Source organism: Streptomyces sp. NPDC087263, from assembly GCF_044744645.1.
Classification (GTDB): domain Bacteria; phylum Actinomycetota; class Actinomycetes; order Streptomycetales; family Streptomycetaceae; genus Streptomyces.
The window spans coordinates 900995-925624 of the sequence record NZ_JBIUYT010000001.1; the positions used below are offsets into that span (position 1 = coordinate 900995).

A 24630-nucleotide genomic window follows, 5' to 3' on the forward strand; every position below is an offset into this window, starting at 1 on the left:
CCTCTCGGCTCACTAGCCGCGGTACAGCTCACGCTTGTCGATGTAGCGCACCACACCGTCCGGCACCAGATACCAGACGGGATCGCCCTTGGCGACCCTGGCACGGCAGTCTGTGGACGAGATGGCGAGTGCGGGGACCTCGACGAGCGAGACACCGCCCTCGGGAAGTCCCGGATCGGTCAACGTGTGGCCGGGCCGGGTGACCCCGATGAAGTGCGCGAGGGAGAACAGCTCTTCCGCGTACCGCCAGGTGAGGATCTGGCCGAGCGCGTCCGCGCCGGTGATGAAGAAGAGGTCCGTGTCGGGGTTGAGCGCGCGCAGGTCGCGCAGGGTGTCCGTGGTGTACGTCGGGCCGCCGCGGTCGATGTCGATGCGGCTCACCGAGAACGTGGGGTTCTCCGCGGTCGCGATGACCGTCATCAGATAGCGGTCCTCGGCCGGGGTGACCTTGCGGTCGGTCTTCTGCCACGGCTGCCCGGTCGGCACGAACACCACCTCGTCGAGGTGGAACTGCGCGGCGACCTCGCTGGCCGCCACGAGGTGCCCGTGGTGGATCGGGTCAAACGTTCCGCCCATGACGCCTAGGCGGCGCTTGCCCGGATTCAAGGGGGCGTTCCCGGGGCCGATCGTCAGACGCTTCACCACGTCAGGACTCACCGCGCCAGAACTCACCACGCCCGGGCCCACCGCGCCACCACCGACCACACCACCACCGACCGCGCTGCCGGCGATCCCGCCGTTCGCGTTGCCGTCGGCCGCGCCGCTCTCCGTGTCACTCGCCGGACCGGTAGGCATGTCCTGCTCTCCCATGCGTGCAGACCCTACCGGCCCGACCTACGAGCCCTGATCGACAGGGGTCCTCGAAGGCCCCGTTGGGGATCAGCGGTCCCGGTTGAAGCGCGTGGTGATCCACAGCAGCAGCAGCAGGACGAAGAAGGCGCCGCCGCCGGTGAGGTAGGGGCTGAGGCTCTCGTGGTTGCCGCCGTGCTCCTCGCCCTCGGCGGCGAGCGTGACCAACTGTGCGGCGGTGCTGTGGAAGCTCATCTCGGCAGACCTATCCGGTGTGGGCGGGATAAAGACGTCGGCCCATCGTAAGCGTGGGCCTCGGCCACGATCACGCCGACTCCGCCGTTGGTGCGGCACCCGGCACCCGGCACTCGAGCAACCACCGACCGCCGACGGACCGCCCACCCGTCACACCTCACCTCCACCGGCCACCCGCCACCCGAAGCAACCTCGGCCCAAGCAACGTCCACCCAAGCAACGTCGACCGCGAGGAAGACGTCAGTCAAGGAGAAGGCCAGCACCCGGCACCCGGCACCCGGCACCCGGCACCACAGCAAACACGCAGGTCGACGAGAACTTCTGGTTCACGCCGGTCGACAGGGACTTCCAGTCGTCTAGTCGTCCCGCTTGTAGCCGCGCAGCAGGAACCACGCCAGCAGGACGGAGCCCAGCACCATCACGATCAGCACGACACGGAGCAGATCGCCCGACCCCTGTCGGTCGGCGGCGTCGGCCGCCTCGGTCAGCCAGAGGGCCGCGGAAATGTGCTCCATGGGGATAGCTCCTTACGGTGTGCTGCCCCATCACCGTATCTCCGCCTACGCTGGAGCCCGCTTCGGGGGCACGGCACTCAGAGCATGGGGGAACATATGTCCGATGACAGCCACGAGCAGAGCGGGCACGAGAACGTGCCCAGCAGGCAGCGCAGGCGCTTCGAGGGGATCTCCTCGCGGGCGTACGAGCATCCGGCGGACCGCTCGGCCCTGGTGGCCCTGCGCAAGCTCAGCGGCTTCGACACGGTCTTCAAGGCGCTCAGCGGTCTCCTTCCGGAACGCAGCCTGAGGCTGCTGTTCCTGTCCGATTCGGTACGCGTCTCGGACGCCCAGTTCGCGCACCTCAACGCCATGCTGCGGGACGCCTGTTACATCCTGGACCTGGAGAAGGTCCCGCCGATGTACGTCAACCAGGACCCGCAGCCGAACGCGATGTGCATCGGCCTGGACGAGCCGATCATCGTCGTCACGACCGGCCTGGTGGAGCTGCTGGACGAGGAGGAGATGCGGGCCGTCATCGGGCATGAAGTCGGCCACGCGCTGTCCGGCCACGCGGTCTACCGCACGATCCTGCTGTTCCTGACCAACCTGGCGCTCCGGGTCGCGTGGATTCCGCTGGGCAACATCGCGATCATGGCGATCGTGACCGCGCTGCGTGAGTGGTTCCGCAAGTCGGAGCTGTCGGCGGACCGCGCCGGCCTCCTGGTCGGCCAGGATCTGCGGTCCTCGATGCGCGGCCTCATGAAGATCGCGGGCGGCAATCACCTGCACGAGATGAACGTGGACGCGTTCCTCGCACAGGCCGAGGAGTATGAAGCGGGCGGCGACCTGCGCGACTCCGTGCTCAAGATTCTCAACGTGCTGCCGCGCACCCACCCCTTCACCACGATCCGCGCCGCCGAGCTGAAGAAGTGGGCGGAGTCCCGCGACTACCAGCGGATCATGGACGGCCACTACCCGCGGCGCAACGAGGACAAGGACACCTCGGTAGCGGACTCCTTCCGGCAGTCGGCGGCGAGCTACGCCTCCGACGTGAAGAACTCCAAGGACCCGCTGATGAAGCTGGTCGGCGACATCGCGGGCGGCGCGGGCGACCTCGGAGGCCGGGTGCGGCGCGGCTTCGGCGGTTTCGCGAGCAGTTCACCGAAGGACCCGGGCGACTCGCCCAAGGACCCCAAGGCCCCCCAGGACCCCAAAGCCTCCAAGGACCAGGACGCACCGCCGTCGGCCACCGGCGACCACCCCGACGACGACCGCCCCGACGGCAACAGCTGACCGGCGACCATCGACCGGACACCGGACACCGGAGACCAGCAACCAGCCCAACGAGATACGACGACAGCCCCACAGGGCACCCAAGGGCTCAGCCCCGGCTCAAACCCGGCTCAAACCCGGGGGGCCAGCCCCGGGGTCACCCCGAACACTCACACCTTCGGCTGTGCGCTCGTCGCCAGCGATCCGCACAGCGCCGTGGCGCTGCCGGTCGCGTACGGGTCCGTACCGGCCGGGCCGCCCGCCTTCGCCGTCTGTCCCGCGAGCAGCGGGCGCAGCTGGTCGACCGAGTTCTCGGAGCAGGCGAGCGGTCCGGCCTGGACGTAGGAGACGACCAGTTCGGCCTGGTGCATGCGCAGGTCGTCGCGGTCGAAGCGGAAGTGCAGCTCGCGCCGGACGGTGAAGAGTGAGGCGTCCGCCTGCTCGTCCGAGCCGGCCGGCTTCAGCGCGTACACGAAGGTGTGGTCGGCGATGACCTCAAGGGTGTTCGAGTCGAACTCCGCGGCCTGGAGAGAGCCCTGCACCCGGATCTTGGAGTCGGCGAGCTGGACACTCGGGTCGAAGCGCACCAGCCAGCCGGTGGGGGCGTGCCGACCATCGGCGGTCGGGCGGTCGAAGCTCTGGTCGAACTGATCGAGTTGCTGCGGGTCGAGCAGGATCCGTACGGGCCGGGTGGCGCCGCCCGTGAGTACCTCCGGGTCCAGGGAGGATTCGACCAGGTAGTCCTTGACGGTGGTCAGTGCGGTGACGACCTGGCTGTCGGAGAAGTGGGCGGTGCGCCGCGAGGCGGGCAGCGTGATGCCCTCGGCGCCGATGCGGAACTGGGCGGCCGGGCTGTTCGCGTACAGGTCCTCGGGGCGGGTGGCTCCCGGTACTGCGGTCTGCGGCGCGAGCGGGATCACCGTCATCCGCAGTGGCTCGGGAGGCTGGGCGACAGGGGTCTGGTACGGGTGGCGTACGCCCATGTAGATCGCGGTTCCGAAGGCGACGGCGATCAGCAGGACGAGGATCAGCGCCTGCCGGGAGAGGCCGCGGTGGCGGGGCGGGCGGCGGCGTACGGCCGGGGCGTGATCGGCGATGCGCTCCTGCGCGGAGAACTCCTGGAGACGGGCAGCACGGACGAACGACTCGTCGAAGACGACGGATCGGTACTCGTCCTCTCCACCTGTGGAAGCACCCTCGGGTGTCCCCTCAGGTGGGTCTCCAGGCCCGCCCATACCTTCAGAGTAGGTCGCGAGGGGCTCAGGTAAACGCCCTGCTACACCACAAGTTCTGACAGGTTCTCACCAGAGTCGCCCCGGCGTTCGCCCCGGGTTCGCCCCGGTGATCACATCAGGTTCATCCGGTTGATCCATGCCGGGCCGTCACGGTGTACGAGGGACCGCCGACACCGCCGGCTGGGAATAGTCGGCCGAAGCGGAAGGACTACTGCCGGTGATCTTGTCGAGGCCCTGTTCGAGGCCGGTCGAGGCGGGCGCCGGTACCTGCTCCTGGCGGTTCGAGGACGCTCCGCGGTAGACCGCTGTGAAGGCCAGCGCGACCATGCCGATGCCCATCACCAGGGCGAGCATCCAGGCGACGGGGCGCTGCCAGCGGGTGTGCTTGCCGTAGGCCCTGCCGTACGTGCCCGGCGCGCCGTAGCGGCGCTCGAGGACCTCGGCGTCGTCCAGGTCGTCCAGATCCGGGTCATGGCCGAATTCACCGCGGCCGAACCCGTCCTCGTAGCGCTCGTCGTCGCCGCGTGCGCCCCGGGTGTGTGCCCGGCGCGCCTCGGCCTCGGAAGCCTCCGCGCGGGCCTGGGCGGCGGCCAGCAGCCGCTCCACGGCGGTCGGTTCGTGGACCGCGGCTGCCCGCACGAAGTCCTCGTCGAAGACCACGGCGGCGAACTCTTCGTCCGCACCCCCGCGGTCGCGGTCGTCGTCGGGCTCCCAGCCGTCGGGAAACGGCGAGCCCCCCACGTCCTCCGGCACGTATCCAGAGTAGACCTGGGGGGTCATTTTGGGCAGGCGGTATGGAAATTCATCCGCCTGGCGAGACGCGTCTCACGCGCCGCGCGCCCCGCCTCCACGCCGGACGCGCCACCGGCCGCACCCACGAACACACCCGTGGACGCCCCCGCCGAACCCGTACGCCCCCTCACCGCCGAACGTGTCCGTCCCCGGTGGCCACAGCCCGAATGCGTCCGTCCCCCGCCCCCGTCGCCTCAGCGCCGAATGTGCCCGTCCCCCGTGACGATGTACTTCGTGCTCGTCAGCTCCGGCAACCCCATCGGCCCCCGCGCGTGCAGCTTCTGCGTGGAGATACCGATCTCGGCGCCGAAGCCGAACTGGCCACCGTCGGTGAAGCGGGTCGAGGCGTTGACGGCGACCGTCGTGGAGTCGACCAGTTGGGTGAAGCGGCGGGCCGCCTGCTGCGAGGTGGTGACGATGGCCTCGGTGTGGCCGGAGCTCCACAGCCGGATGTGCGTCACGGCCCGGTCGAGCGAGTCCACGACGGCCGCGGCGATGTCGTACGACAGGTACTCGGTGTCCCAGTCCTCGGCCGTGGCCTCCACGACGGTGGCCCTGGAGCCCTTGGCGTAGGCGAGGACGCGCTCGTCGGCGTGCACGGTGACCCCGGCGTCCGCGAGGGCGTCCAGGGCCCGCGGCAGGAACTCGGGGGCGATGTCCTGGTGGACCAGGAGGGTCTCGGCGGAGTTGCACACGCTGGGCCGCTGCGCCTTGGAGTTGATCAGGATGGCGATCGCCATGTCGAGGTCGGCGTGCGCGTCGACGTACACATGGCAGTTGCCGGTGCCGGTCTCGATGACCGGGACGGTCGATTCCTGGACGACCGTGCGGATCAGCGAGGCGCCGCCGCGCGGGATGAGGACGTCGACCAGGCCGCGGGCGCGCATCAGCTCGCGTACGGACTCGCGGCCCTCGCCGGGGACGAGCTGGATGGCGTCGGCGGGCAGCCCGGCGCCGCCGACGGCGTCGCGCAGGACGCGGACCAGGGCGGTGTTCGACTCGAACGCCGAGGAGGAGCCGCGCAGCAGCACGGCGTTGCCGGACTTCAGACAGAGGGCGGCCGCGTCGACGGTCACGTTCGGGCGGGCTTCGTAGATGATCCCGACGACGCCGAGCGGGACGCGGACCTGGCGCAGGTCGATGCCGTTCGGGAGGGTCGAGCCGCGGACGACCTCGCCGACCGGGTCGGGCAGCGCCACGACGTCGCGCACGTCCGAGGCGATCGCGCGCACGCGCTCGGGCGTGAGCGTGAGCCGGTCGACGACGGTCTCACTGGTGCCGGCCTCGCGGGCGCGCGCGATGTCCTTGGCGTTGGCGGCGACGATCTCGCTCGTACGAACCTCCAGCGCGTCCGCGATCGCGAGCAGCGCGTCGTCCTTCTCGGCACGCGGCAGGGGCGCGAGGTCGGCGGCGGCGGACTTCGCGCGGTAGGCGGCCTGGGTGACCGGAGACATCGAGTCGTACGGCGAGAGCGTGGTCATGTCGGCAGCGTAATGCTCCGAACGGGTCTGTTCAGCCCATGTCCCAAACCCCGAGACACACGGTGAAGATGACTCAAAAGGGATGAACGCCGACAGGTGTGGCCGGCAGTGGTCCGTACCCCTCCGCGATCCGCTGGTGGTAGGTCTCGCGGTCGATGACCTCCAGGCCGACGATCTCCCAGGGCGGCAGCTTGGCGGTCTGCCGGTGCTCGCCCCACAGGCGCAGCGCGACGGCCGCCGCGTCGTGCAGGTCGCGGGCCTCTTCCCAGTAGCGGATCTCGGCGTGGTCGTTGGCGTACCGGCTGGTCAGCAGAAAGGGGTGGTCGTGGGCGAGCTGCTCAAGGCCGCGCCTGACCTCCTTCAGCGGTGCCTCGTCACCCGAGACGCTCAGCGTGACGTGCCACAGCCGGGGCTGGTCCACCGGCTTCTCGCTCCCGTACGTGTCTCCGGCCGCGACACTCGTCAGCGTCCGTTCCTCACCCACCGCACGGGAGGCGGCACCACCGCGGGACGCCGCCGCCCCAGGGCGCACTCGTCGCACGACGGCCTCCTTTACGCAATGGTGGTGATGAATCTCGGGGTCTCCCTGCAACAAAGTTGAGCAGGTGGGGCGCCGTCGCGTGGCGGTTTTACGGAACGTCCCCCGGCGGAGGACGGGCTTTCGGACGTTTATGGGGCAACTCCACGACAACTGCACGTGCGGGTGCACGACGTTCCGCACGTGCGGAACGTCACCACACCTACTGGTGGAGCAGGACGAGAGCGTCCCTGTGTACGACTTCGCGTTCGTACGCGGGTCCCAGCTCGCGCGCCAGTTCCCTGGTCGAGCGTCCGATGAGCTGGGGGATCTCCTTGGCGTCGAAGTTCACGATCCCCCGCGCGACCGCCCGCCCCGTGCTGTCGCGCAGTTCGACGGGGTCACCCGCGGTGAACTCGCCCTCGACGGACGCGATACCCGCGGGCAGCAGCGAGGTGCGCCGCTCGACGACCGCGCGCACAGCTCCGTCGTCCAGGGTGAGCGCACCCTGCGGGGTCGAGGCGTGCTGGAGCCAGAGCAGCCGGTCGGCGGAGCGGCGGCCGGTGGTGTGGAAGTAGGTGCCGGTGTCCCGGCCCGCGAGGGCGTCGGCGGCGTGCACGGCGTTGGTCAGCACCACGGGGATGCCGGCGCCGGTCGCGATCCGGGCCGCCTCGACCTTGGTGACCATGCCGCCGGTGCCGACGCCTGCCTTTTTCGCGCTGCCGATGTCGATGCCGTCGAGATCGGACGGGCCGCGTACTTCGGCGATCCGCGACGTACCGGGTTTGCCGGGGTCGCCGTCGTACACGCCGTCCACGTCGGAGAGCAGGACGAGCAGGTCGGCGCGTACGAGATGGGCGACGAGTGCGGCGAGACGGTCGTTGTCGCCGAAGCGGATCTCGTCCGTGGCGACGGTGTCGTTCTCGTTGACGATCGGCAGGGCGCCCATGGCGAGGAGCTTGTCGAGGGTGCGGGCGGCGTTGCGGTGGTGGGCACGGCGGCTGGTGTCGTCGGAGGTGAGGAGCACCTGTCCGACGCGGATGCCGTGCCGGGCGCAGGAGGCGGTGTAGCGGGCGATCAGGAGGCCCTGGCCGACGCTGGCCGCGGCCTGCTGCCGAGCGAGGTCCGTGGGGCGGCGGCGCAGCCCGAGCGGGGCGAGCCCGGCGGCGATGGCGCCGGAGGAGACGAGGACGACTTCCCGCTCACCGCCGCTGCGCGCCTTGGCGAGCACGTCGACGAGGGCGTCGACCCGGTCGGCGTCGAGGCCGCCGGCGGCGGTGGTCAGCGACGAGGACCCCACCTTGACGACGATCCGGTGAGCCTGCGCCACGGCCTGCCTTGCCCCTGCCACCTGCGTGCATCCCCTCGCGTTCGATCCGGCTGCCCCGCCCGGCAATTTACGCGAAGGGGACCGGGCATCGCGCATCGGTCCACTTCCCGGACAGGCGTCTTGTACATATTCATCCCATACGCGCGCTTCCTCGACGCAAAGGGTCCGGCTCCCGAGGGAAATCCTCGGGAGCCGGACCCAGAAGCACGCTGATCCGGCAGGTCAGTCCTTGACCGCCGCCCCGCCGGTCTCGCCGGTCGTCCCCCGGCCGGGCAGTGCGCTCGCCAGGTCCACGGCCGCGGCCGAAGCGGCCGAGGCGTCCGGGGAGGCAGCGTCCGGCTCCGGGGCGCCCGGAGCCGGGACATCCTCAGCCGAAGTGGCCGAAGTGCCGGTCTCCTGGCCGAGGTTGCGGGTCTCGGCCTTCTGCGCCAGCTGCCGCACCGCGGAGTTGAACTGTTCGATCGAGGTCGGCTTGTCCGGGCCGAGCAGATACTGCTTCAGCTCCTGGCGTTCGGCGGCCTGCGCGTCGGCCGCCGGGTCGCGCACCGCGGCGAGCAACTCGGGCAGTTCGGCAGCCGAGTTGGACAGGATCACGGCGGCACGCACCGCGGTGTTCTGCCGCTTGAACTCCTCGACGCCGAGCTCGGCGGAGTCCGTGACGGCATACGGCTTGCCGCTCGCGATGAAGTCGGAGACCACGCTGGAGATGTCGGAGACCATCGCGTCGGAGACGTTGAAGCAGTCGTACAGGCGCGGCTCGGCGCCCGCGATGACGCGGTGCTCCCAGGTTCCGGCCGAACGCCAGTACGCGTCGTCCCATTCGGCGCGCAGCCGGAGAACCTCGGCGTGCTTGGCCAGGTCGACCATGCCGTCGCGGGTGGCCTCGGCCTCGTCGCCCGCCTCGTCGCCGCCGGTCAGCTTGGCGAGGCGGGCCTCGATGCGGGTCAGCTCGGCCCGGGCCGCGCTCCGGTCGGCGCCGTCGGCGGCGAAGCGCGGGTCGGCGGCGCGCTCGGCGGCCGCCTTCACGATCAGCGCGACGATCCGCTCGTGCGCGGTCTTCGCCTGCGTGCTGACGGTGCCGGTGAAGGGGTGCGGCTTGTAGAGGACGCGGACCGGCGGGTCGGCGGCGAGCAGTTTCCGCACGATGTTCTTGCCCGCGAGCAGGAGGGAGGTGTTGCCGGGGTTGCCGTCCCAGCCCTCCCAGGTGGGCGCGTACAGGACCGTCGGCATGCCGCCGTCGGCGGATCCCTCCGGCACGCCCTGCCAGGTCTGGATCGGCGCCAGCTGCGGGCGGCCGACCTCGACGATGTCCTCGTCACGGACGCCGACATCGGCGATGGCATAGCGGTCGCGGCCCGCGCGGCCGGCGGTCCACACCTCGTCGTACGCCTTGCTGAACGGGTTGACGCTGGCGAGCTTGTCGCTGTCGCCGTGGCCGATGAAGACGTGCTTCATGGTCGGGACGCGCAGCAGGTGGATGTTCTTGCCGACGTTCGCCGCGTACAGCGCGACGCGCACCGTGGACAGGTCCATGTTCATCAGGTGCACCCCTCCGGGCACGCAGATGACCGGCACGGTGGTGGGCGCCATGAGCTCGAGGATGGCGCGTTCGCGGAGGATGATCAGCGGCCGGGTGTCCAGCTGCTCCATCGTCTCCAGCCACATGTTGACCTGGTACGCCGACTCCTTGGAGCCCGAGAAGTAGAGCACCGTCTCCGGGCGGTAGTTGCGCAGCCACGCGTCGGCCGCAGCGAGGACCTTGTCCGCGTTCGGCGGGGTGCTCTTGCCACGGACGTACGGAACGAGCACGGCGACGTAGCAGAGGGCCAGCACCAGCGTGATGCCGACGCCGACGAGCCCGTACACGGTCGAGTCGGTCGCCGCGGCGACGAGCACGCCGACGACCGCGGCCAGGTCGAGGTGGAGCATCTTCTCGGCGGACCGGTCGAGCAGGGCGTTCGGGGGCGCGTCCGGGATGCGGATGCGGGAGCCGAGGTCGACGTTGCGGGTGGCGACCGGCATCCTGCGGCGCGACCGGATCAGCGTGGCCAGCGCACTGTGCGGGGCCTGGAAGCCGAAGAAGGCCAGGAAGCCCGCGATCGCCGCGTAGAAGACGAGGCTGTCGGCCAGGTCCAGGCGCGCCAGGAGCAGCACCAGGAGCAGTTCCCGGATCAGGAACCGGATGGACAGACCGGCCCGCACCTTGCCGAGGCGGTTGATCAGGTAGCTGCCGCGCCGGTGCAGATAGTGGTCCGCCAGATACGTCACGGCGGCCGCGGCCGCGAAGGCGGGGACGCTCGGCAGCAGCGCGGCGAGCATCAGACAGGGGAAGCCCAGCATCATGAGGGCCGCCGCGGCCAGCTCGGCCGCACTGCCCACCCGGGCAACGCGAATAGCGGTGGAAATCACGAAGAAACCTGCTCTTGAGGGGTGAGTGCCGGTTTAATACCAAAAGAGGAGAGTTTGAACTTCACGGATTCAGGCCTCCATGAATGCGAGGAAAACACGCAACCACAGAGGCCTGAATTCTGAAGATCGATTAATTGATTATGCCACGCCGTCCTGACGGTCCAGGACGGCGGCCAGTGCCGCCTCGAAACCGGAGGCATTTCCGGCCTCGGCCGTCGGGTCCTGCTGACGGACGTCGATGACGTGCCCGGTGAGCTCGGAGAGCAGCACGTCGAGCGAGGTCCGCGCGACGGCCTCGGAGGAGAGCAGCGAGCCCGTGGGCTCCTGGCCGAACGCCTTGGTCCGCATGGGGGTCGCGGTGCGCTCGGGGTTGATGCAGTTGACGCGGACACCGTCGCCGGCCCACTCGTCGGACAGGGCCTGGGTGAGGTTGACCATGGCGGCCTTGGTCGAGGAGTAGAGGCTGTACTCGGCACGCCCGCGGGTGTAGCTGCTGGACGTGTAGAGGAGCAGTTGCCCCTTGGTCTCGGCCAGGTACTTGTACGAGGAGCGGGCGATCTGCACCGGCGCCAGGTAGTTGACCTTCAGCGCTTCCTCGATGGTCGCGTTATCCGTCTCGGCGAGCTTGCCGATGCGCAGCACGCCCGCGGTGTTGATGACGTAGTCGATGCGCCCGGTCTCCGCGTACGCCGTGGACAGCGCGTCGTCGACCTCCTCCGGGTTCTCGACGTGCGTGCCGGTGGTCGAGCGGCCCAGCGCGTACGCCTTGGCGCCGTAACCCTCGGCGAGTTCGGCTATGTCCTTGCCGATGCCGTACGAACCGCCGAAGACCACGACGGTCTTACCGGTGAGCAGCTCACGGTAGGCGGCCTCGTCGGCCTGCTGGGGCGCGGCGGTGGAGGCGAGCTGGAAGAGCTTGTCGGCGATGAAGACGTCGACGGGCTGCGTGACCTTCATGTTGTACTCGTCGCCCGCGACGACGTGGATCGGCACGTCCGGCAGGTACTTGAGTACGACGCTACAGTCGTCGGTGGCCTGGAAGTTGGGGTCGTTCGCGGCGACCTCGTACGCCCGGCGGATGGTGGACAGCTTGAACGCCTGGGGCGTCTGGCCGCGGCGCAGCCGGGAGCGGTCCGGGATCTCGGTGATGAACTCGCCGTCCTCGCCGTGGGTGCGGGTCACGATAATCGTGTCCGCGGACGGGATGGCGACGTCGACGGCCTGGTAGCGCTCCAGGGCGGTGACACAGTCGTCGATGACCCGCTCGGACAGCAGCGGGCGTACGGCGTCGTGGAAGAGGACGTTCGCGTCCTGGCCCTCGAGCAGGCCCTCGCCGAGGGCCGCGATGGCACGCTCGGTGGTTTCGTTCCGCGTCGAGCCGCCCTCGATGATCCTCGTCACCTTGGCGAAACCCGCCTTCGCGACGATCTTCTCGACGTCCGGCACATAGCCCGGAGCCATCAGCACGATGATGTCGTCGATCGAGTCGGCGTTCTCGAAGGTGGTCAGCGTGTGCTCGATGACCGCCTTGCCGGCGATCTTCAGCAGCTGCTTCGGAATCGACAGACCGACGCGCTGACCAGTGCCACCGGCAAGGATCACTGCGGTGGTACGGGGCTTGGCAAAGTGCTCAGACACAGGCGACCTACCTTGGGGCAACAGGGAACCTTGGAATGGTCCCACTTTCGGTTACCGCCATGCAAGGTGAGCGCCGCCTGCTGCATATGTGCGCGCAACCGGTTATTCACCTTGCATGCAGGCGCCTTCTCAGCACCCGAACCGGATTGTCCGGATTTGCTGTGAGTAACTGCACACGATTTCCGTACGTCCTTCACGCCGAGGTCGGACTCGGAGACCGCGGCTCAGGTCCGCTTCAGCCGCCTGAGCACCCGGTGGCCCAGCACCCGGACGAGTTCCCTGGACGGCGTCTGGTGAACCGTACGCGCCGGGGTTCTGCGCGCGGGTACGGTGGCCGCGGCGGCGAGCGCACCGTACAGCGCCTGGGCCGCCACCTCCGCGTCGATCCGCACGGGTACCGGCTCCGCGCTTTCCGCGGCGGGCAGGACGGACAGCAGCGCCGGATCGCCGAGGACGCGTACGCCCATGGACCCGATGCGCTCGGCCATTTCCGCGCCGATTCCCGCGGCCGCCTCCAGCGCCCACGCCGGCGTGCAGATGCGCGCGTCTCCCGGGGTGGGGCGGCAGGTGTTCTTCATATGCAGGACCGCGCCGCCGCGCACCAGCTTGGAATACAGCTCGTCGGGCAGGCCATTTCCGCGGAACTCCCTGTTGAGCTTCCGCAGCATTTCGGTTTCGGCCAGCGTGAGGGAGCGGTTGACGGTGTCCGGTTCCGGCACCAGGAGACCGCCAGGCAGACCGAGAAGGGATTCGAAGGTACGCATGAGGCCGCCCCGGTCACCGTCGTCGACCACGACGACGGTGAGGTTCTCGGCGCCGACGGCCCGTACCCATCGCTCGACGAGCCGGTCATGGCGGTGGCGCCGCCAGAAGCTCGGGTTGGGCTTCTCGTACGGGGCCTTGCGCAGCATGTGGGTGAGCCAGTCCTCGTAGCCCATGCGCAACCCGTTCTGCACGTACTGCTGCCACTGCGAGGGCATGATCTTCGCCAGCGGGCGCACGGTGATCAGGACGTGTACGCGGTCCCGGCCCAGGTCGTCGACGATCCGCGCGATGGTCTCGTCGTCCGGGGCGTCGGCGAAGAACTCGCTGCTGACCACCGAGGTGCGCTTCCCGGTGGCCCGCACCAGGTCCACGAGCCGCTGCCAGTGCTGCTCGGTGGGCCGGGTGTCGCCGATCATGGCGGGCCGGGCGCAGACCGCGAGCGCGGCTTCCATGGGGTGTCTGCTGCGGGCCGGGAAGTCGACACCGTGGCCGGCCATCGCGTCCTTCGCGGCGAACAGCGCGCCCTGGATCGAGGTGGTCCCGGTCTTGTGGGGACCTATGTGCAGCAGCCGGGTGCCCGCGGGAAGCGGCGTCGGCGCGGCCGTCATGTCAGGTGTCGAACAGTCGATCTCCATGGTAAGGGGACGTTAAGAGCAGATGCTGGGGAGGGGCTGAGAATGCCCTGGGACTCAGTTAAGTCCCAGGGCATCCGTGCGTTCGTACGTGTGCGACCCGAACTAGAACGGTTCGAAGTCGTCGTACTCCTTCTCCGTCTCGTCCCGCTCCGCCTGCTTGTCACGGCGGCGCTGGGTGGCGGGACGCGGTGCCTCCAGGCGGTGGTCCTCGCCACGGCGGCCGAGCATCTCCGCGCCGGCCATCATCGTGGGCTCCCAGTCGAAGACGACCGCGTTCTCCTCGGGGCCGATGGCGACGCCGTCGCCCGAGCGGGCGCCCGCCTTCATCAGCTCCGTCTCGACGCCGAGGCGGCTGAGGCGGTCGGCGAGGTAGCCGACGGCCTCGTCGTTGCTGAAGTCGGTCTGGCGGACCCAGCGTTCGGGCTTCTCGCCGCGGACGCGGTAGAGGCCGTCCTCCTCGCGGGCGACGGTGAAGCCGGCGTCGTCGACCGCCTTCGGGCGGATGACGACCCGGGTCGCCTCCTCCGCCGGCTTGGCGGCGCGACCCTTGGCGACCACGTCGGCGAGCGCGAAGGACAGCTCCTTGAGGCCCGTGTGGGCGACCGCGGACACCTCGAAGACGCGGTAACCGCGCGCTTCCAGCTCGGGCCGCACCATCTCGGCGAGATCCTTGCCGTCCGGTACGTCGATCTTGTTGAGGACGACCATGCGCGGCCGGTCGCCGAGGCCGCCGTACTGCTTCAGCTCCTCCTCGATGATGTCGAGGTCGGAGACGGGGTCGCGCTCGGACTCCAGCGTCGCCGTGTCCAGGACGTGCACCAGCACGCTGCACCGCTCGACATGGCGCAGGAACTCCAGGCCGAGACCCTTGCCCTGGCTGGCGCCGGGGATGAGACCGGGCACGTCGGCGATCGTGTAGACCGTCGAACCGGCCGTCACCACGCCGAGGTTGGGCACGAGGGTGGTGAAGGGGTAGTCCGCGATCTTCGGCTTGGCGGCGCTCAGCACCGAGATCAGCGAGGACTTGCCCGCGCTCGGGTAGCCGACGAGCGCCACGTCCGCGACGGTCTTCAGCTCCAGGACGATGTCCTGGAGGCCGCCCGGCACACCGAGCAGCGCGAAGCCGGGCGCCTTGCGGCGGGCCGAGGACAGCGCCGCGTTGCCGAGGCCACCGCGGCCGCCCTCGGCGGCGACGTACGTCGTGCCCTGTCCGACCAGGTCGGCGAGCACGTTGCCCGCCTTGTCCTGCACCACCGTGCCGTCCGGCACCGGCAGGACCAGGTCCTGCCCGTCCTTGCCGGACCGGTTGCCGCCCTCGCCGGGCCTGCCGCTGGTCGCCTTGCGGTGCGGGGAGTGGTGGTAGTCGAGCAGCGTGGTCACGGCCTGGTCGACGACGAGGATCACGTCACCGCCGTGGCCGCCGTTGCCGCCGTCCGGGCCACCGAGCGGCTTGAACTTCTCCCGGTGTACGGAGGCACAGCCGTGACCTCCGCTACCCGCGGCGACATGCAGCTCGACGCGGTCCACGAAGGTGGTCATGGGATGTGCCTCCAGTTACGTACGGAAAGTCTTTCGGATGCCGCGCCCCTCGTTGGGGCCACATCCATTGAAAACACGCGAAAGGCGGACCCGCTTCCCGTAGGGGAAGTGAGGTCCGCCTCGCGAAAAGTACCGGTCAGGCGACCGGAACGATGTTCACGACCTTGCGGCCACGGTGGGTACCGAACTCCACCGCACCGGCGTCAAGGGCGAACAGGGTGTCGTCCTTGCCACGGCCGACGCCGTTGCCCGGGTGGAAGTGGGTGCCGCGCTGGCGGACCAGGATCTCACCGGCGTTGACGACCTGACCGCCGAAGCGCTTCACGCCGAGCCGCTGAGCATTGGAGTCGCGACCGTTCCGAGTGGACGATGCGCCCTTCTTGTGTGCCATCTCTCCTCAGTCCCTTACTTCGCAGCCGCGGGGATCTCAGTGACCTTGATCGCCGTGTACTGCTGGCGGTGGCCCTGACGACGGCGGTAACCGGTCTTGTTCTTGTACCGAAGGATGTCGATCTTGACGCCCTTGTGGTGGTCCACGATCTCGGCCTGGACCTTGATCCCGGCGAGGACCCACGGGTCGCTGGTCACGGCTTCGCCGTCGACAACGAGCAGCGTAGAGAGCTCTACGGTGTCGCCAACCTTGGCAGTGGAAATCTTGTCAACCTCAACGATGTCGCCTACAGCAACCTTGTGCTGGCGACCACCGCTGCGCACGATGGCGTACACGCGGATCTCTCTTTCACTCGGAACCGGACCCCTGACGCCAGCCGCTCACACGGACCCGAGGGCCCGATGATCCGGATTCGGACGAGCGGCCTCCCCTGCTCGAAGAGCAGGAGGTGGGGTGCTCAGGGATGGGTGTGTACGGAGACAACACCGAGGGTCAAGGTTACGGGCCACTCCAGGCCCGGTCAAACCGGGCCCGCCCGTCCCTGCGGGGCGGCACCCGCGGACCGGGAAAGCTACCGCTTGTACCCAATACAGCTGCGGATACCCTGTGACTCCAGCCATACACGTGATGGCTACCCGCCATACACACGGTGGCCACCCCCCTCAGGGCGTCCGACAGGAGACAGGTACAAGTACATGCCGACCACCAAGGTGAGCGTCATCATCCCGGTCTACAACCCCGGAAAGTACATCAAGCCCTGCATCGACTCACTGTTGAGGCAGACCCTGTCTTCCGACGAGTTCGAGGTTCTCTTCGTTGACGACGGCTCGACCGACGAAACGCCCGCCGAACTGGACGCCCTCGCCGAGGAGCACCCGCATTTCCGGGTCATCCACATACCGAACTCCGGCTGGCCCGGGAAGCCCCGGAACATCGGGGTGAGCGAGGCCGCGGGAGAGTACGTCCAGTTCCTCGACCAGGACGACTACCTCGCCTCCGACGCCCTGCGCCGGATGTACGACATGGGGCACCGCAACGGCTCCGACATCGTCATCGGCAAGGTGGCCAGCAACTTCCGCGGTGTCCCGCACGGCGTCTTCCGCCTGGACCGGGAGAAGTGCACCCTCCAGGACGCACCGCTGTACGACAGCCTCACGCCGCACAAGATGTTCCGCACGCAGTTCCTCCACGAGAACAAGATCGCCTATCCCGAGGGAAAGCGGCGCCTGGAGGACCAGCTGTACATGATGGAGGCGTATTTCCCCGCCAAAGTCGTGTCCATTCTCGGCAGTTACACCTGCTACTACTACTCGAGGCGCGACGACGGGAACAACGCGGGATCCGCGAAGATCGTCCCGTCCGGCTATTACGGAAACCTCCGCGAGGTCCTCGACGTCGTCGTCGCCAACACCGAGCCCGGAGAATTCCGGGACCTGCTGCTCCGCCGCTTCTACCGGGTCGAAATGCTCGGCCGGCTCAGCGAGCCCTCCGTACTCAAGTACGAGCCGGACTACCTCGACGAGATGATCGACGCCATCCAGCCGCTGTCCAAGGACTTCATGGGCGACGGCGTGCACGACGGGCTCGGTGCGCTCACCCGCGTCCGGTCCACCCTGCTGCGCCGCGACGACCGTCAGGGACTGCTGAAAATCGCCCGCTTCGCCGCCTCCATCAAGGGCGCCGCCCGGCTGGAGAACGTCGCCTGGCAGCCCGACGGCAAGATGTCCATCACCACCACCGTGCGCCTGGTGCAGGGCGAGAACGGCGAACCGCTCAAGCTGCTGCGCCGCGACGGACGCCTCTTCCTGCACCCGGAGTTCACCGAGGACCTGCTGGCGGACGGCGAACTGGTCGACGTCACGGACGAGATGGACGGCTTCAAGGCCGAGATGTCCATGCGCAACCGCGAGACGGCCGTCGAGTGGTCCTGCCCCGCCGAGTTCGACGCCACCGTCGAGGACCTGGAGGACGGCGCCTGCGAGGTCGTCCTGCGCGGCACCGGCAAGGTCAACCCGCAGGGCGGCAAGGGCCGTGGCCCCGTCTCCCGCGGCTTCTGGGACATCTGGGTGCCGGTCCGCGGCCTCGGAGTGGTCCGCAAGGCCCGGCTCGGCGCCGACCGCGCGGCACACGTCGACGCCGACTGCCTGCCCGCGCTGCTCGGCTCCCCCGCCCGCCCGGTCATTCCGTACTTCACCGACCCGCACGGCAATATCACCTTCGACGTCGAGCGCCGCGCCAAGAAGATGGCGACCTACCTCGAAGGCCGCCCCGTGCTGCGGATGCCCGGCAACAAGCCGGAACTCCGGCTCGACATCTTCACCCGTGCCGCGGCCGGACCGAAGAAGGCGGAGCTGGTCCTGAGCTCCGAGGACGGCCGTACGCACACGCTGTCCGCCCAGACCCGGCACGTCGCCGGCCGCGCCCACCTCCCCCTCCCGGAGCGTGCGAAAGACGTGACGCCCGGCCTCTGGAACCTCTCGGTCAAGCTGGACGGAGCCAAGAGTGAGGCCCTTCCGCTCTGCCAGGTGACGGTCGCGGGCAACGGGCGGCTCCAGCTCGGCAGCGATCTCGCGGTCGTGGCTCCCGAGGTCGTGGCGGCGGAACTGCGCAAGCAGCGCAGGACGGTCGTACGCCGCGGTCTGCGCGCCGTCGGCGGTCCGGTGGTCCGCAGGCTCCCCGCCCCGGCCCGCAAGAAGCTCCGCAGCCTCGCGGCGAAGCTCGTCGGCTGACCGGCCGCACACCACGTACACGCACCACACTAAGGATGTGATCACCATGCGGGAGCTCAGCATCGCGGGCGCCTGGGTGCACGAACCGAAGATCTTCCCAGACGACCGCGGGAGCTTCCACGAGTGGTTCAAGGGGGCGGACTTCGCGGAGTCCACCGGCCACGGTCTGAACCTGGCCCAGGCCAACTGTTCGGTCTCCAGCCGGGGCACCCTGCGCGGCATCCACTTCGCCGACGTCCCGCCGAGCCAGGCCAAGTACGTGAAGTGCGTACGCGGCGCGGTGCTGGACGTCATCGTCGACATCCGCACCGGCTCACCCACGTACAAGCAGTGGGAAGCCGTACGACTGGACGACGCGGACCACCACTCCGTGTACCTCTCCGAGGGCCTCGGGCACGCCTTCATGGCGCTGACCGACGACGCGACCGTGGTCTACCTCTGCTCCGAGGGATACGCCCCACAGCGCGAACACGGCATCCACCCGCTCGACCCCGAACTGGGCATCGAGTGGCCCTCGGGCGTGACGCCCGTCCTGTCCGAGAAGGACGCGGCGGCGCCGACCCTGGCCGAGGCGGAGGCACAGGGCCTGCTGCCTTCGTACGCGGACTGCCAGGCCTACGCGGCCCAGCTGCGCGCCTGAGGCAATGACAGAGGGGGCCCGCGGAGCAGATCCGCGGGCCCCCTCTCTGCTGGTCGCTCAGCCGCCGAGCGCCGCGATCTTTCCACGCAGGGGAGCGAATGCCGAGCGCGAGCGGCGCAGGTTGCGGGCCCGGGTCAGGGCGGGCCAGAAGTCGGCCCCCAGCAGCGCCTCGGGCTGCACGGCGTGCTTGCGCACGAGCACCTCTTCGGGGACCGCCTGCGGGTCAGGGGTGACGTACTCCTTGATGATCTCGTCGTACGCCTCCTTGAGCACGGTGTTCTGCGGGTCGGCGCCGAAGACCACGGCGACGCCGGTCGGCGCGGTGTCGACCTCCAGCACCGTCAGGTCGGGGCGGTACTTCCGCAGGACGGTCACCAGCTTGTAGACGTCGCCCGTCCAGAACTTGGTGTGCCGGTCGCGGGCCGCCTCGTCGACGTCGCGCGGCAGCATGTCGTCGAGCACGATCACGCTCGACCAGCGCGAGTGGCGCTCCACGTTCATGAAGTCACGCAGCGCGTACTCGAAGAGGTGCATGCCGTCGATGAAGGCCAGCTCCAGCGTGGGATCGCCGCCGAGAACCCCCAGCGGGTCCTTACGGGCGAGGGCACGGAAGGGGTTGCGGCCGCGGCGCAGGTGCACCAGCGGGTCCTTGCGGGCGAAGAAGTCGTCGCTGGTGGCTTGGACCAGGTGGACGTCGCAGCTGATCGACGTCACCACCTTGAAGGCCGGGTCGATCGCCACCGACGCGACGCGCGAAAGCGCCAGACTGCGGCCGTCGTTGACGCCGATCTCCAGGTAGTTTCGCGGACGGTAGACACGGTGCAGTCCACGCAGGAGTTCATGACGGTCCACTGAAGCGGCCTTTCGACGGATTCCGGCTGTTGTTCTTGTTCCCGGCGAAGTTACTCATCTGATGGCTCGGGCGTAAGCTTTCTTGGAAGTTCATCACAAATTTACTCGCTCACGGGCGGGACAGCCCGTGGGTCACACGACTCCGAAGGTGTTCGACCTCTTGCTCTCTATCTCCGGCCCGAGGTCGAGGTCGGCCTCCTTGACCACCAGCATCGGGGCGAGCTCAACCCCGCCTGACCCGCCGCGCAACACCTGGACCTCGGGTTTCTGCGGGTCCTCGACCGCGTAGCCCGTTCCGCCCACCACCACCAGGAGTTCGGCCGCTCGGTCACCGTTCGTGTCCAGCATCCCGCCGGGGCTACCGGGTACGGCCTGCGCCTTTTCGACCGTAAGTCCGTCAGCGCTCCCCCTCAGCAGAACAACGGTGGTGACCACGTCATCCGGGTCCGAGGCGTCACCAGGGCCCGTCGTGACCGAGAACGCCACATCGGCGTATCCGTCGCCATGGACGTCACCGACCGTCACGCCGGAGCCGAATGTGCAGTATGAAAAGGGCCCTTGAACGGGCAGGCCCGCTGTCTTCTCGGTGATACGCAGAGGCTTCAGCTTCTCGCTCTGCCCGGAGGGTCCCCCGTACAGGACAGCCACTCGACTGCCACCGTCCGGGAGCACGGGCTCGCCCATGGACTCACAGGTGAGGCCTGCCACGACATCGGCGAAACCGTCCTTGTTCAGGTCCCCGGTCCTGAGTGTCTCGCCGTAGAAGTCCTTGCCCTGGTCGTCCTTCAGGCGCGGGCCCTTGACCAGCTTCCCGTCGGCGGCGCCGCGGTACACGAGGGTCGCGCGCGGGACGGGTGCCTCGTCCGCGTAGATGTGGGACCAGGTGACCAGGAGGTCGTCCTTGCCGTCCCCCGTCACGTCGCCGGCTGTGGAAGGCCTCGCGACGGGGTTCTCCGGGTCGCTCGGCGTCAGGTCGAGGGAGACGGTGCGGCGCGGTGCCCCTGCGCGGCTGAACGGCCCCAGGAGGACTCGTGCGCTGTTCTCCTCGGTCCCGGTGATGACGAGGTCGTCCTGCCCGTCACCGTCGAAATCGCCGGCGACAGGTGCGGAACCCGCGAGCCGGGCCGCTCCGGAAAGCCCCTCGGCGCTTCCCCAGACGACGAAGACCGTGTTGGTGCCCGCCTGGCTGACGAAGTCGGCCCGCCCGTCACCATCGAGGTCGGCGGTCACGCTCCTGCCGTCGGATCCGAAACCACCGACCTGGCCTGCCTTGCCGAGCCCGAGCCCGTCCTGAGTGACTACTTGCGACCCCTTGAGTGCCGGGCCCTGAGAGGATCCGCGGAGAACGACCGCGTATCCGGCGGAGTCAGTCCCGTTGACGGTCCCCGACCCGTCGCCGACCACGAGATCCCCGTACCCGTCCCCGTCGAAGTCCGACCGCACGGCCTCCCGGTGCGTCCGTCCCTGCTCCGCGTCCGTCCCGCCCGTCTTCTCGGGCCCGTCCGTCCCGCCCGTCCCGCATGCGGACAGCAGGAGAATCAGAAAGACGCCTGCAATCTGCCTTCTCTTCATGGGGACACGGACCAGCGAGCCGCGCCTTAGGTTGTACGGAAAGTGGCCGGGTCCCGCCCGAAGGCAGGACCCGGCCACCGCAGTTCGTCCGGTCAGCTCCGCTCGGCCGCCACCAGCGCCGGGAACGCCTCCGTCAGCGCTTCCGGCCAGTCCCTGATCGGCTCGATGCCCGCCGCCGCCCACCGGTCGTGGCCCAGCACGCTGTACGCGGGCCGCGGCGCAGGGCGTACGAACGCCTCACTGGTCGTCGGACGGACCCGCGCCGGGTCGGTGCCCAGAAGCCGGAAGATCTCCCGCGTGAGGCCGAACCAGGTCGTCTCGCCGCCGCTGGTGCCGTGGTAGACGCCCGCCGGTGCGGTGCCCGCGAGGGCGCCCCGGCCCAGGCGGACCAGCCGGTCGGCGAGGTCGACGGTCCAGGTCGGCTGGCCACGCTGGTCGTCGACGACGTCCAGGGTGTCCTTGACGCCCTCCAGCTTGATCATCGTGCGGACGAAGTTGCCGCCGCCCGCCCCGTACAGCCAGGCCGTACGGACCACGAAACCGCTGCCGGGAAGCGTCGAGAGGACCGCCTGCTCGCCGGCCAGTTTGGTACGGCCGTACGCGCTGCGCGGGCCGGTCGCGGCGTCCTCGGCGTACGGCTTCTCGGCGTCGCCGGGGAAGACGTAGTCCGTGGAGACATGCAGGAGTACGGCGGCCTGCTCGCGGCAGGCCTCGGCGAGGTGACGCGCGCCGTCGCCGTTGATGCGCAGCGCGTCGGCCTCGCGGGTCTCCGCGTCGTCGACAGCCGTCCACGCCGCGCAGTTGACCACGACGGCCGGGCGGTGCTCCGCGAGGACCGCCCGTACGGCGGCGGGGTCGGTGATGTCCAGGTCGGTGCGGGTGACCGCGACCGCCGGGACGCCGGCGGTCGCGAGCCGGGCCAGGACGTCCTGCGCGAGCATCCCGCCCGCGCCGGTCACCAGCCAGCTTCGGGTGTCGCTCACAGGGCCGCCCGTTCCTTCAGCGGCTCCCACCACGCGCGGTTCTCGCGGTACCACTGGACCGTCTCCGCCAGCCCCTGCTCGAAGCTCTTGCGCGGGACGTAGCCCAGCTCCTCGCGGATCTTCGTGCAGTCGACGGAGTAGCGTCGGTCGTGGCCCTTGCGGTCCTCGACGTACTCGACGCTGGTCTCCCAGTCGGCTCCGCACGCGGCGAGCAGCAGTCCGGTGAGCTCCTTGTTGGAGAGCTCGGTGCCGCCGCCGATGTTGTAGACCTCGCCCGCGCGGCCCTTGGTGCGGACCAGGTCGATGCCCTGGACGTGGTCGTCGATGTGCAGCCAGTCGCGGACGTTGCCGCCGTCGCCGTACAGCGGGACCTTCTTGCCGTCGAGGAGGTTGGTGACGAAGAGCGGGATGACCTTCTCGGGGAAGTGGTGGTGCCCGTAGTTGTTCGAGCAACGGGTGACGCGGACGTCCAGGCCGTGGGTGCGGTGGTACGACAGCGCGATCAGGTCGCTGGAGGCCTTCGCCGAGGAGTAGGGCGAGTTGGGCTCCAGCGGGTGCGTCTCGGGCCACGAGCCCTCGTCGATCGAGCCGTAGACCTCGTCCGTGGAGATGTGCACGAAGGTCTTGATGCCGGCCCGGTGTGCCGCGTCGATGAGCGTGTGGGTACCGACCACGTTCGTACGGACGAACTCGGCGCCACCGTCGATGGAACGGTCGACGTGCGACTCGGCGGCGAAGTGCACGACCTCGTCGTGCTCGGCCATCAGCTTGCCGACCAGCTCGGGGTCGCAGATGTCGCCCTGCACGAAGGCGAATCCGGGGTGCGCGCGCACCTCGTCGAGGTTGGCCGGGTTGCCCGCGTACGTCAGCTTGTCCAGGACGGTGATCGAGACATCACCGGGACCCTGCGGGCCGAGCAGCGTACGGACGTAGTGGGAGCCGATGAAACCTGCGCCGCCGGTCACCAGAATCCGGGTGGGGTGGGCGGGAGAGGAGGAGGTCGTCATGAAGAGATCTGCACCTTGCTGTGATCACCGAGCACGAGCCGGTGGGCTGCGGGGTTACGGGGGGCGGGGGTGACCTCGACATCGCGGCCGATCAGCGAGGCCTCGACACGGCGCACGCCGGTCACGGAGGAGCCGCGCAGCACGATGGAGTACTCGATCTCGCTGTCCTCGATCCGGCAGTCCTCGGAGACGGAGGTGAAAGGACCGATGTACGCGTCGCTCACCACCGTGCCGGCTCCGATGATCGCGGGTCCGACGATCCGGCTGCCGCTGACACGGGCACCCGCCTCGATGCGCACCCGGCCGATGATCTCGCTGTCCTCGTCCACGGTGCCCGCGTTCACCGGCTCCACCGTCTCCAGGACCGACCGGTTGACCTCCAGCATGTCGGTGACGTTGCCGGTGTCCTTCCAGTAGCCGGAGATCGTGGTGGAGCGGACGTCACGCTTCTCGTCGATCAGCCACTGGATGGCGTGCGTGATCTCCAGCTCGCCGCGCCAGGAGGGCTCGATGGAGCGGACGGCTTCGTGTATGGCCGAGGTGAACAGGTACACGCCGACGAGCGCCAGATCACTCTTGGGCTTCTTCGGCTTCTCCTCCAGGCCCACCACCAGGCCGTTGCCGTCGAGCTCGGCGACACCGAATGAGGTGGGGTTGGGGACCCTGGTCAGCAGGATCTGCGCGTCGGGCCGGTCGGCCCTGAACTCCTCCACCAGGCCGCTGATGCCACCGACGATGAAGTTGTCGCCGAGGTACATGACGAAGTCGTCGTCACCGAGGAAGTCCTGGGCGATGAGCACGGCGTGGGCGAGGCCCAGCGGCGCGTCCTGCGGGATGTAGGTGACCTTGATCCCGAACTGCGAACCGTCACCGACCGCCTCGCGGATCTCGTTCGCGGTGTCCCCGACGACGATGCCGACCTCGGTGACGCCGGCGTCGGCGATCGCCTCGAGGCCGTAGAAGAGCACGGGCTTGTTGGCGACCGGCACCAACTGCTTGGCCGAGGTGTGTGTGATCGGGCGGAGGCGGGTGCCCGCTCCCCCGGAGAGCACGAGAGCCTTCACGTATTGCCCCTAGAGACTATGGTTCACATGGGAAAAGAATCCCATTTTTTCTTAGTTTGATGTCAATCTCGCTCCTTATCTTAGCCCGATCGTGCATCACTGATTCACGCGTCGTTCACCTATGCGATCTGCGGATGACGGCTCTTGGGGGTGTACGACGCGGAACGGCGGTGGGGCCCCCCCGGGGGCCCCGGGGGGGCCCCCCCCGTGCCGGGGGGACACCCCCCACAAGCGGCCA

At 69.2% G+C, this 24630-nt stretch carries 22 protein-coding genes; 3 read left to right on the forward strand and 19 right to left on the reverse strand.

Annotated elements, in window-relative coordinates:
• Positions 1 to 12: 12 nt before the first annotated feature.
• The 3 genes from nadD to ACIPC1_RS04015 all read right to left on the reverse strand — a co-directional run bounded on the left by nadD (position 13) and on the right by ACIPC1_RS04015 (position 1559).
• The gene (gene nadD / locus ACIPC1_RS04005; RefSeq protein WP_384390847.1) at positions 13 to 576 is read right to left on the reverse strand and encodes a nicotinate-nucleotide adenylyltransferase; all 564 of its coding nucleotides are present in this window, start codon (positions 574 to 576) and stop codon (positions 13 to 15) included.
• Between the two features lie 303 nt (positions 577 to 879).
• Entirely contained in the window at positions 880 to 1044 is a 165-nt protein-coding gene (locus ACIPC1_RS04010) for a hypothetical protein (RefSeq protein ID WP_366825473.1), read from the reverse strand.
• A 356-nt stretch (positions 1045 to 1400) separates the two neighbouring features.
• Positions 1401 to 1559, reverse strand: coding sequence for a hypothetical protein (locus ACIPC1_RS04015; RefSeq protein ID WP_402512990.1), 159 nt, complete (start codon positions 1557 to 1559; stop codon positions 1401 to 1403).
• Positions 1560 to 1655: 96 nt separating this feature from the next.
• Between ACIPC1_RS04015 and ACIPC1_RS04020 the strand changes: the two genes are divergently transcribed.
• Positions 1656 to 2834 (forward strand): M48 family metallopeptidase, encoded by a 1179-nt coding sequence (locus tag ACIPC1_RS04020; RefSeq protein ID WP_402512992.1) that lies wholly within the window; start codon positions 1656 to 1658, stop codon positions 2832 to 2834.
• 149 nt (positions 2835 to 2983) lie between these two features.
• Here ACIPC1_RS04020 and ACIPC1_RS04025 read toward each other — a convergent pair whose 3' ends face one another.
• The 11 genes from ACIPC1_RS04025 to rplU all read right to left on the reverse strand — a co-directional run bounded on the left by ACIPC1_RS04025 (position 2984) and on the right by rplU (position 15880).
• On the reverse strand, positions 2984 to 4048 hold the full coding sequence (locus ACIPC1_RS04025) for a hypothetical protein (RefSeq protein WP_402512993.1): 1065 nt from the start codon (positions 4046 to 4048) through the stop codon (positions 2984 to 2986).
• Positions 4049 to 4195: 147 nt separating this feature from the next.
• Positions 4196 to 4828 carry a hypothetical protein gene (locus ACIPC1_RS04030; RefSeq protein WP_402512995.1) on the reverse strand — a complete coding sequence of 211 codons (633 nt, stop codon included), beginning with the start codon at positions 4826 to 4828 and terminating at the stop codon, positions 4196 to 4198.
• Positions 4829 to 5034: 206 nt separating this feature from the next.
• Complete coding sequence (locus tag ACIPC1_RS04035; RefSeq protein ID WP_402512996.1) at positions 5035 to 6321, reverse strand: glutamate-5-semialdehyde dehydrogenase; 1287 nt, start codon at positions 6319 to 6321, stop codon at positions 5035 to 5037.
• A 73-nt stretch (positions 6322 to 6394) separates the two neighbouring features.
• Complete coding sequence (locus ACIPC1_RS04040) at positions 6395 to 6853, reverse strand: hypothetical protein (RefSeq protein WP_384390849.1); 459 nt, start codon at positions 6851 to 6853, stop codon at positions 6395 to 6397.
• A gap of 208 nt (positions 6854 to 7061) precedes the next feature.
• Positions 7062 to 8168 carry a glutamate 5-kinase gene (gene proB, locus ACIPC1_RS04045; RefSeq protein ID WP_402512998.1) on the reverse strand — a complete coding sequence of 369 codons (1107 nt, stop codon included), beginning with the start codon at positions 8166 to 8168 and terminating at the stop codon, positions 7062 to 7064.
• Between the two features lie 222 nt (positions 8169 to 8390).
• Positions 8391 to 10577, reverse strand: coding sequence for a hypothetical protein (locus tag ACIPC1_RS04050; RefSeq protein ID WP_402513000.1), 2187 nt, complete (start codon positions 10575 to 10577; stop codon positions 8391 to 8393).
• A gap of 138 nt (positions 10578 to 10715) precedes the next feature.
• Positions 10716 to 12215 carry a D-ribitol-5-phosphate cytidylyltransferase gene (locus ACIPC1_RS04055; protein ID WP_402513001.1) on the reverse strand — a complete coding sequence of 500 codons (1500 nt, stop codon included), beginning with the start codon at positions 12213 to 12215 and terminating at the stop codon, positions 10716 to 10718.
• A 224-nt stretch (positions 12216 to 12439) separates the two neighbouring features.
• A complete protein-coding gene (locus ACIPC1_RS04060) occupies positions 12440 to 13615 on the reverse strand; it encodes a hypothetical protein (RefSeq protein ID WP_402513003.1) in 1176 nt (391 codons plus the stop codon).
• Between the two features lie 102 nt (positions 13616 to 13717).
• Positions 13718 to 15154, reverse strand: a complete 1437-nt coding sequence (gene obgE / locus ACIPC1_RS04065; RefSeq protein ID WP_402513004.1) for a GTPase ObgE — start codon at positions 15152 to 15154, stop codon at positions 13718 to 13720.
• A gap of 136 nt (positions 15155 to 15290) precedes the next feature.
• Positions 15291 to 15545 carry a 50S ribosomal protein L27 gene (rpmA, locus tag ACIPC1_RS04070; protein WP_028802588.1) on the reverse strand — a complete coding sequence of 85 codons (255 nt, stop codon included), beginning with the start codon at positions 15543 to 15545 and terminating at the stop codon, positions 15291 to 15293.
• A 14-nt stretch (positions 15546 to 15559) separates the two neighbouring features.
• Positions 15560 to 15880: a 50S ribosomal protein L21 gene (gene rplU, locus ACIPC1_RS04075; RefSeq protein WP_081221565.1), complete on the reverse strand. Its 321-nt coding sequence runs from the start codon at positions 15878 to 15880 to the stop codon at positions 15560 to 15562.
• A 360-nt stretch (positions 15881 to 16240) separates the two neighbouring features.
• Here rplU and ACIPC1_RS04080 point away from each other — a divergent pair, with 360 nt between their 5' ends.
• Positions 16241 to 18274, forward strand: a complete 2034-nt coding sequence (locus ACIPC1_RS04080; protein WP_402513006.1) for a glycosyltransferase family 2 protein — start codon at positions 16241 to 16243, stop codon at positions 18272 to 18274.
• Between the two features lie 46 nt (positions 18275 to 18320).
• The gene (gene rfbC / locus ACIPC1_RS04085) at positions 18321 to 18914 is read left to right on the forward strand and encodes a dTDP-4-dehydrorhamnose 3,5-epimerase (protein WP_402513008.1); all 594 of its coding nucleotides are present in this window, start codon (positions 18321 to 18323) and stop codon (positions 18912 to 18914) included.
• Positions 18915 to 18971: 57 nt separating this feature from the next.
• On the opposite strand, the gene ACIPC1_RS04090 is transcribed toward rfbC, so the two are convergent.
• The 5 genes from ACIPC1_RS04090 to ACIPC1_RS04110 form a co-directional block, all read right to left on the reverse strand.
• On the reverse strand, positions 18972 to 19766 hold the full coding sequence (locus ACIPC1_RS04090; protein WP_402513010.1) for a class I SAM-dependent methyltransferase: 795 nt from the start codon (positions 19764 to 19766) through the stop codon (positions 18972 to 18974).
• A 132-nt stretch (positions 19767 to 19898) separates the two neighbouring features.
• Entirely contained in the window at positions 19899 to 21338 is a 1440-nt protein-coding gene (locus ACIPC1_RS04095) for an FG-GAP repeat domain-containing protein (RefSeq protein WP_402513011.1), read from the reverse strand.
• Positions 21339 to 21430: 92 nt separating this feature from the next.
• Complete coding sequence (gene rfbD / locus ACIPC1_RS04100; protein WP_402513013.1) at positions 21431 to 22321, reverse strand: dTDP-4-dehydrorhamnose reductase; 891 nt, start codon at positions 22319 to 22321, stop codon at positions 21431 to 21433.
• The gene (gene rfbB / locus ACIPC1_RS04105) at positions 22318 to 23328 is read right to left on the reverse strand and encodes a dTDP-glucose 4,6-dehydratase (protein WP_402513015.1); all 1011 of its coding nucleotides are present in this window, start codon (positions 23326 to 23328) and stop codon (positions 22318 to 22320) included. The genes rfbD and rfbB overlap by 4 nt, the downstream gene beginning before the upstream one ends.
• Complete coding sequence (locus ACIPC1_RS04110) at positions 23325 to 24392, reverse strand: glucose-1-phosphate thymidylyltransferase (RefSeq protein ID WP_402513016.1); 1068 nt, start codon at positions 24390 to 24392, stop codon at positions 23325 to 23327. The genes rfbB and ACIPC1_RS04110 overlap by 4 nt, the downstream gene beginning before the upstream one ends.
• Between the last annotated feature and the right edge of the window lie 238 nt (positions 24393 to 24630).

Bases quoted from the DNA above. Each gene is read 5' to 3' on its own strand.
- nadD (WP_384390847.1), bottom strand. From the start codon at position 576: ATGGGCGGAACGTTTGACCCGATCCACCACGGGCACCTCGTGGCGGCC.
- ACIPC1_RS04010 (WP_366825473.1), bottom strand. From the start codon at position 1,044: ATGAGCTTCCACAGCACCGCCGCACAGTTGGTCACGCTCGCCGCCGAG.
- ACIPC1_RS04015 (WP_402512990.1), bottom strand. From the start codon at position 1,559: ATGGAGCACATTTCCGCGGCCCTCTGGCTGACCGAGGCGGCCGACGCC.
- ACIPC1_RS04020 (WP_402512992.1), top strand. From the start codon at position 1,656: ATGTCCGATGACAGCCACGAGCAGAGCGGGCACGAGAACGTGCCCAGC.
- ACIPC1_RS04025 (WP_402512993.1), bottom strand. From the start codon at position 4,048: ATGGGCGGGCCTGGAGACCCACCTGAGGGGACACCCGAGGGTGCTTCC.
- ACIPC1_RS04030 (WP_402512995.1), bottom strand. From the start codon at position 4,828: ATGACCCCCCAGGTCTACTCTGGATACGTGCCGGAGGACGTGGGGGGC.
- ACIPC1_RS04035 (WP_402512996.1), bottom strand. From the start codon at position 6,321: ATGACCACGCTCTCGCCGTACGACTCGATGTCTCCGGTCACCCAGGCC.
- ACIPC1_RS04060 (WP_402513003.1), bottom strand. From the start codon at position 13,615: ATGGAGATCGACTGTTCGACACCTGACATGACGGCCGCGCCGACGCCG.
- obgE (WP_402513004.1), bottom strand. From the start codon at position 15,154: ATGACCACCTTCGTGGACCGCGTCGAGCTGCATGTCGCCGCGGGTAGC.
- rpmA (WP_028802588.1), bottom strand. From the start codon at position 15,545: ATGGCACACAAGAAGGGCGCATCGTCCACTCGGAACGGTCGCGACTCC.
- ACIPC1_RS04080 (WP_402513006.1), top strand. From the start codon at position 16,241: ATGCCGACCACCAAGGTGAGCGTCATCATCCCGGTCTACAACCCCGGA.
- rfbC (WP_402513008.1), top strand. From the start codon at position 18,321: ATGCGGGAGCTCAGCATCGCGGGCGCCTGGGTGCACGAACCGAAGATC.
- ACIPC1_RS04095 (WP_402513011.1), bottom strand. From the start codon at position 21,338: ATGAAGAGAAGGCAGATTGCAGGCGTCTTTCTGATTCTCCTGCTGTCC.
- rfbB (WP_402513015.1), bottom strand. From the start codon at position 23,328: ATGACGACCTCCTCCTCTCCCGCCCACCCCACCCGGATTCTGGTGACC.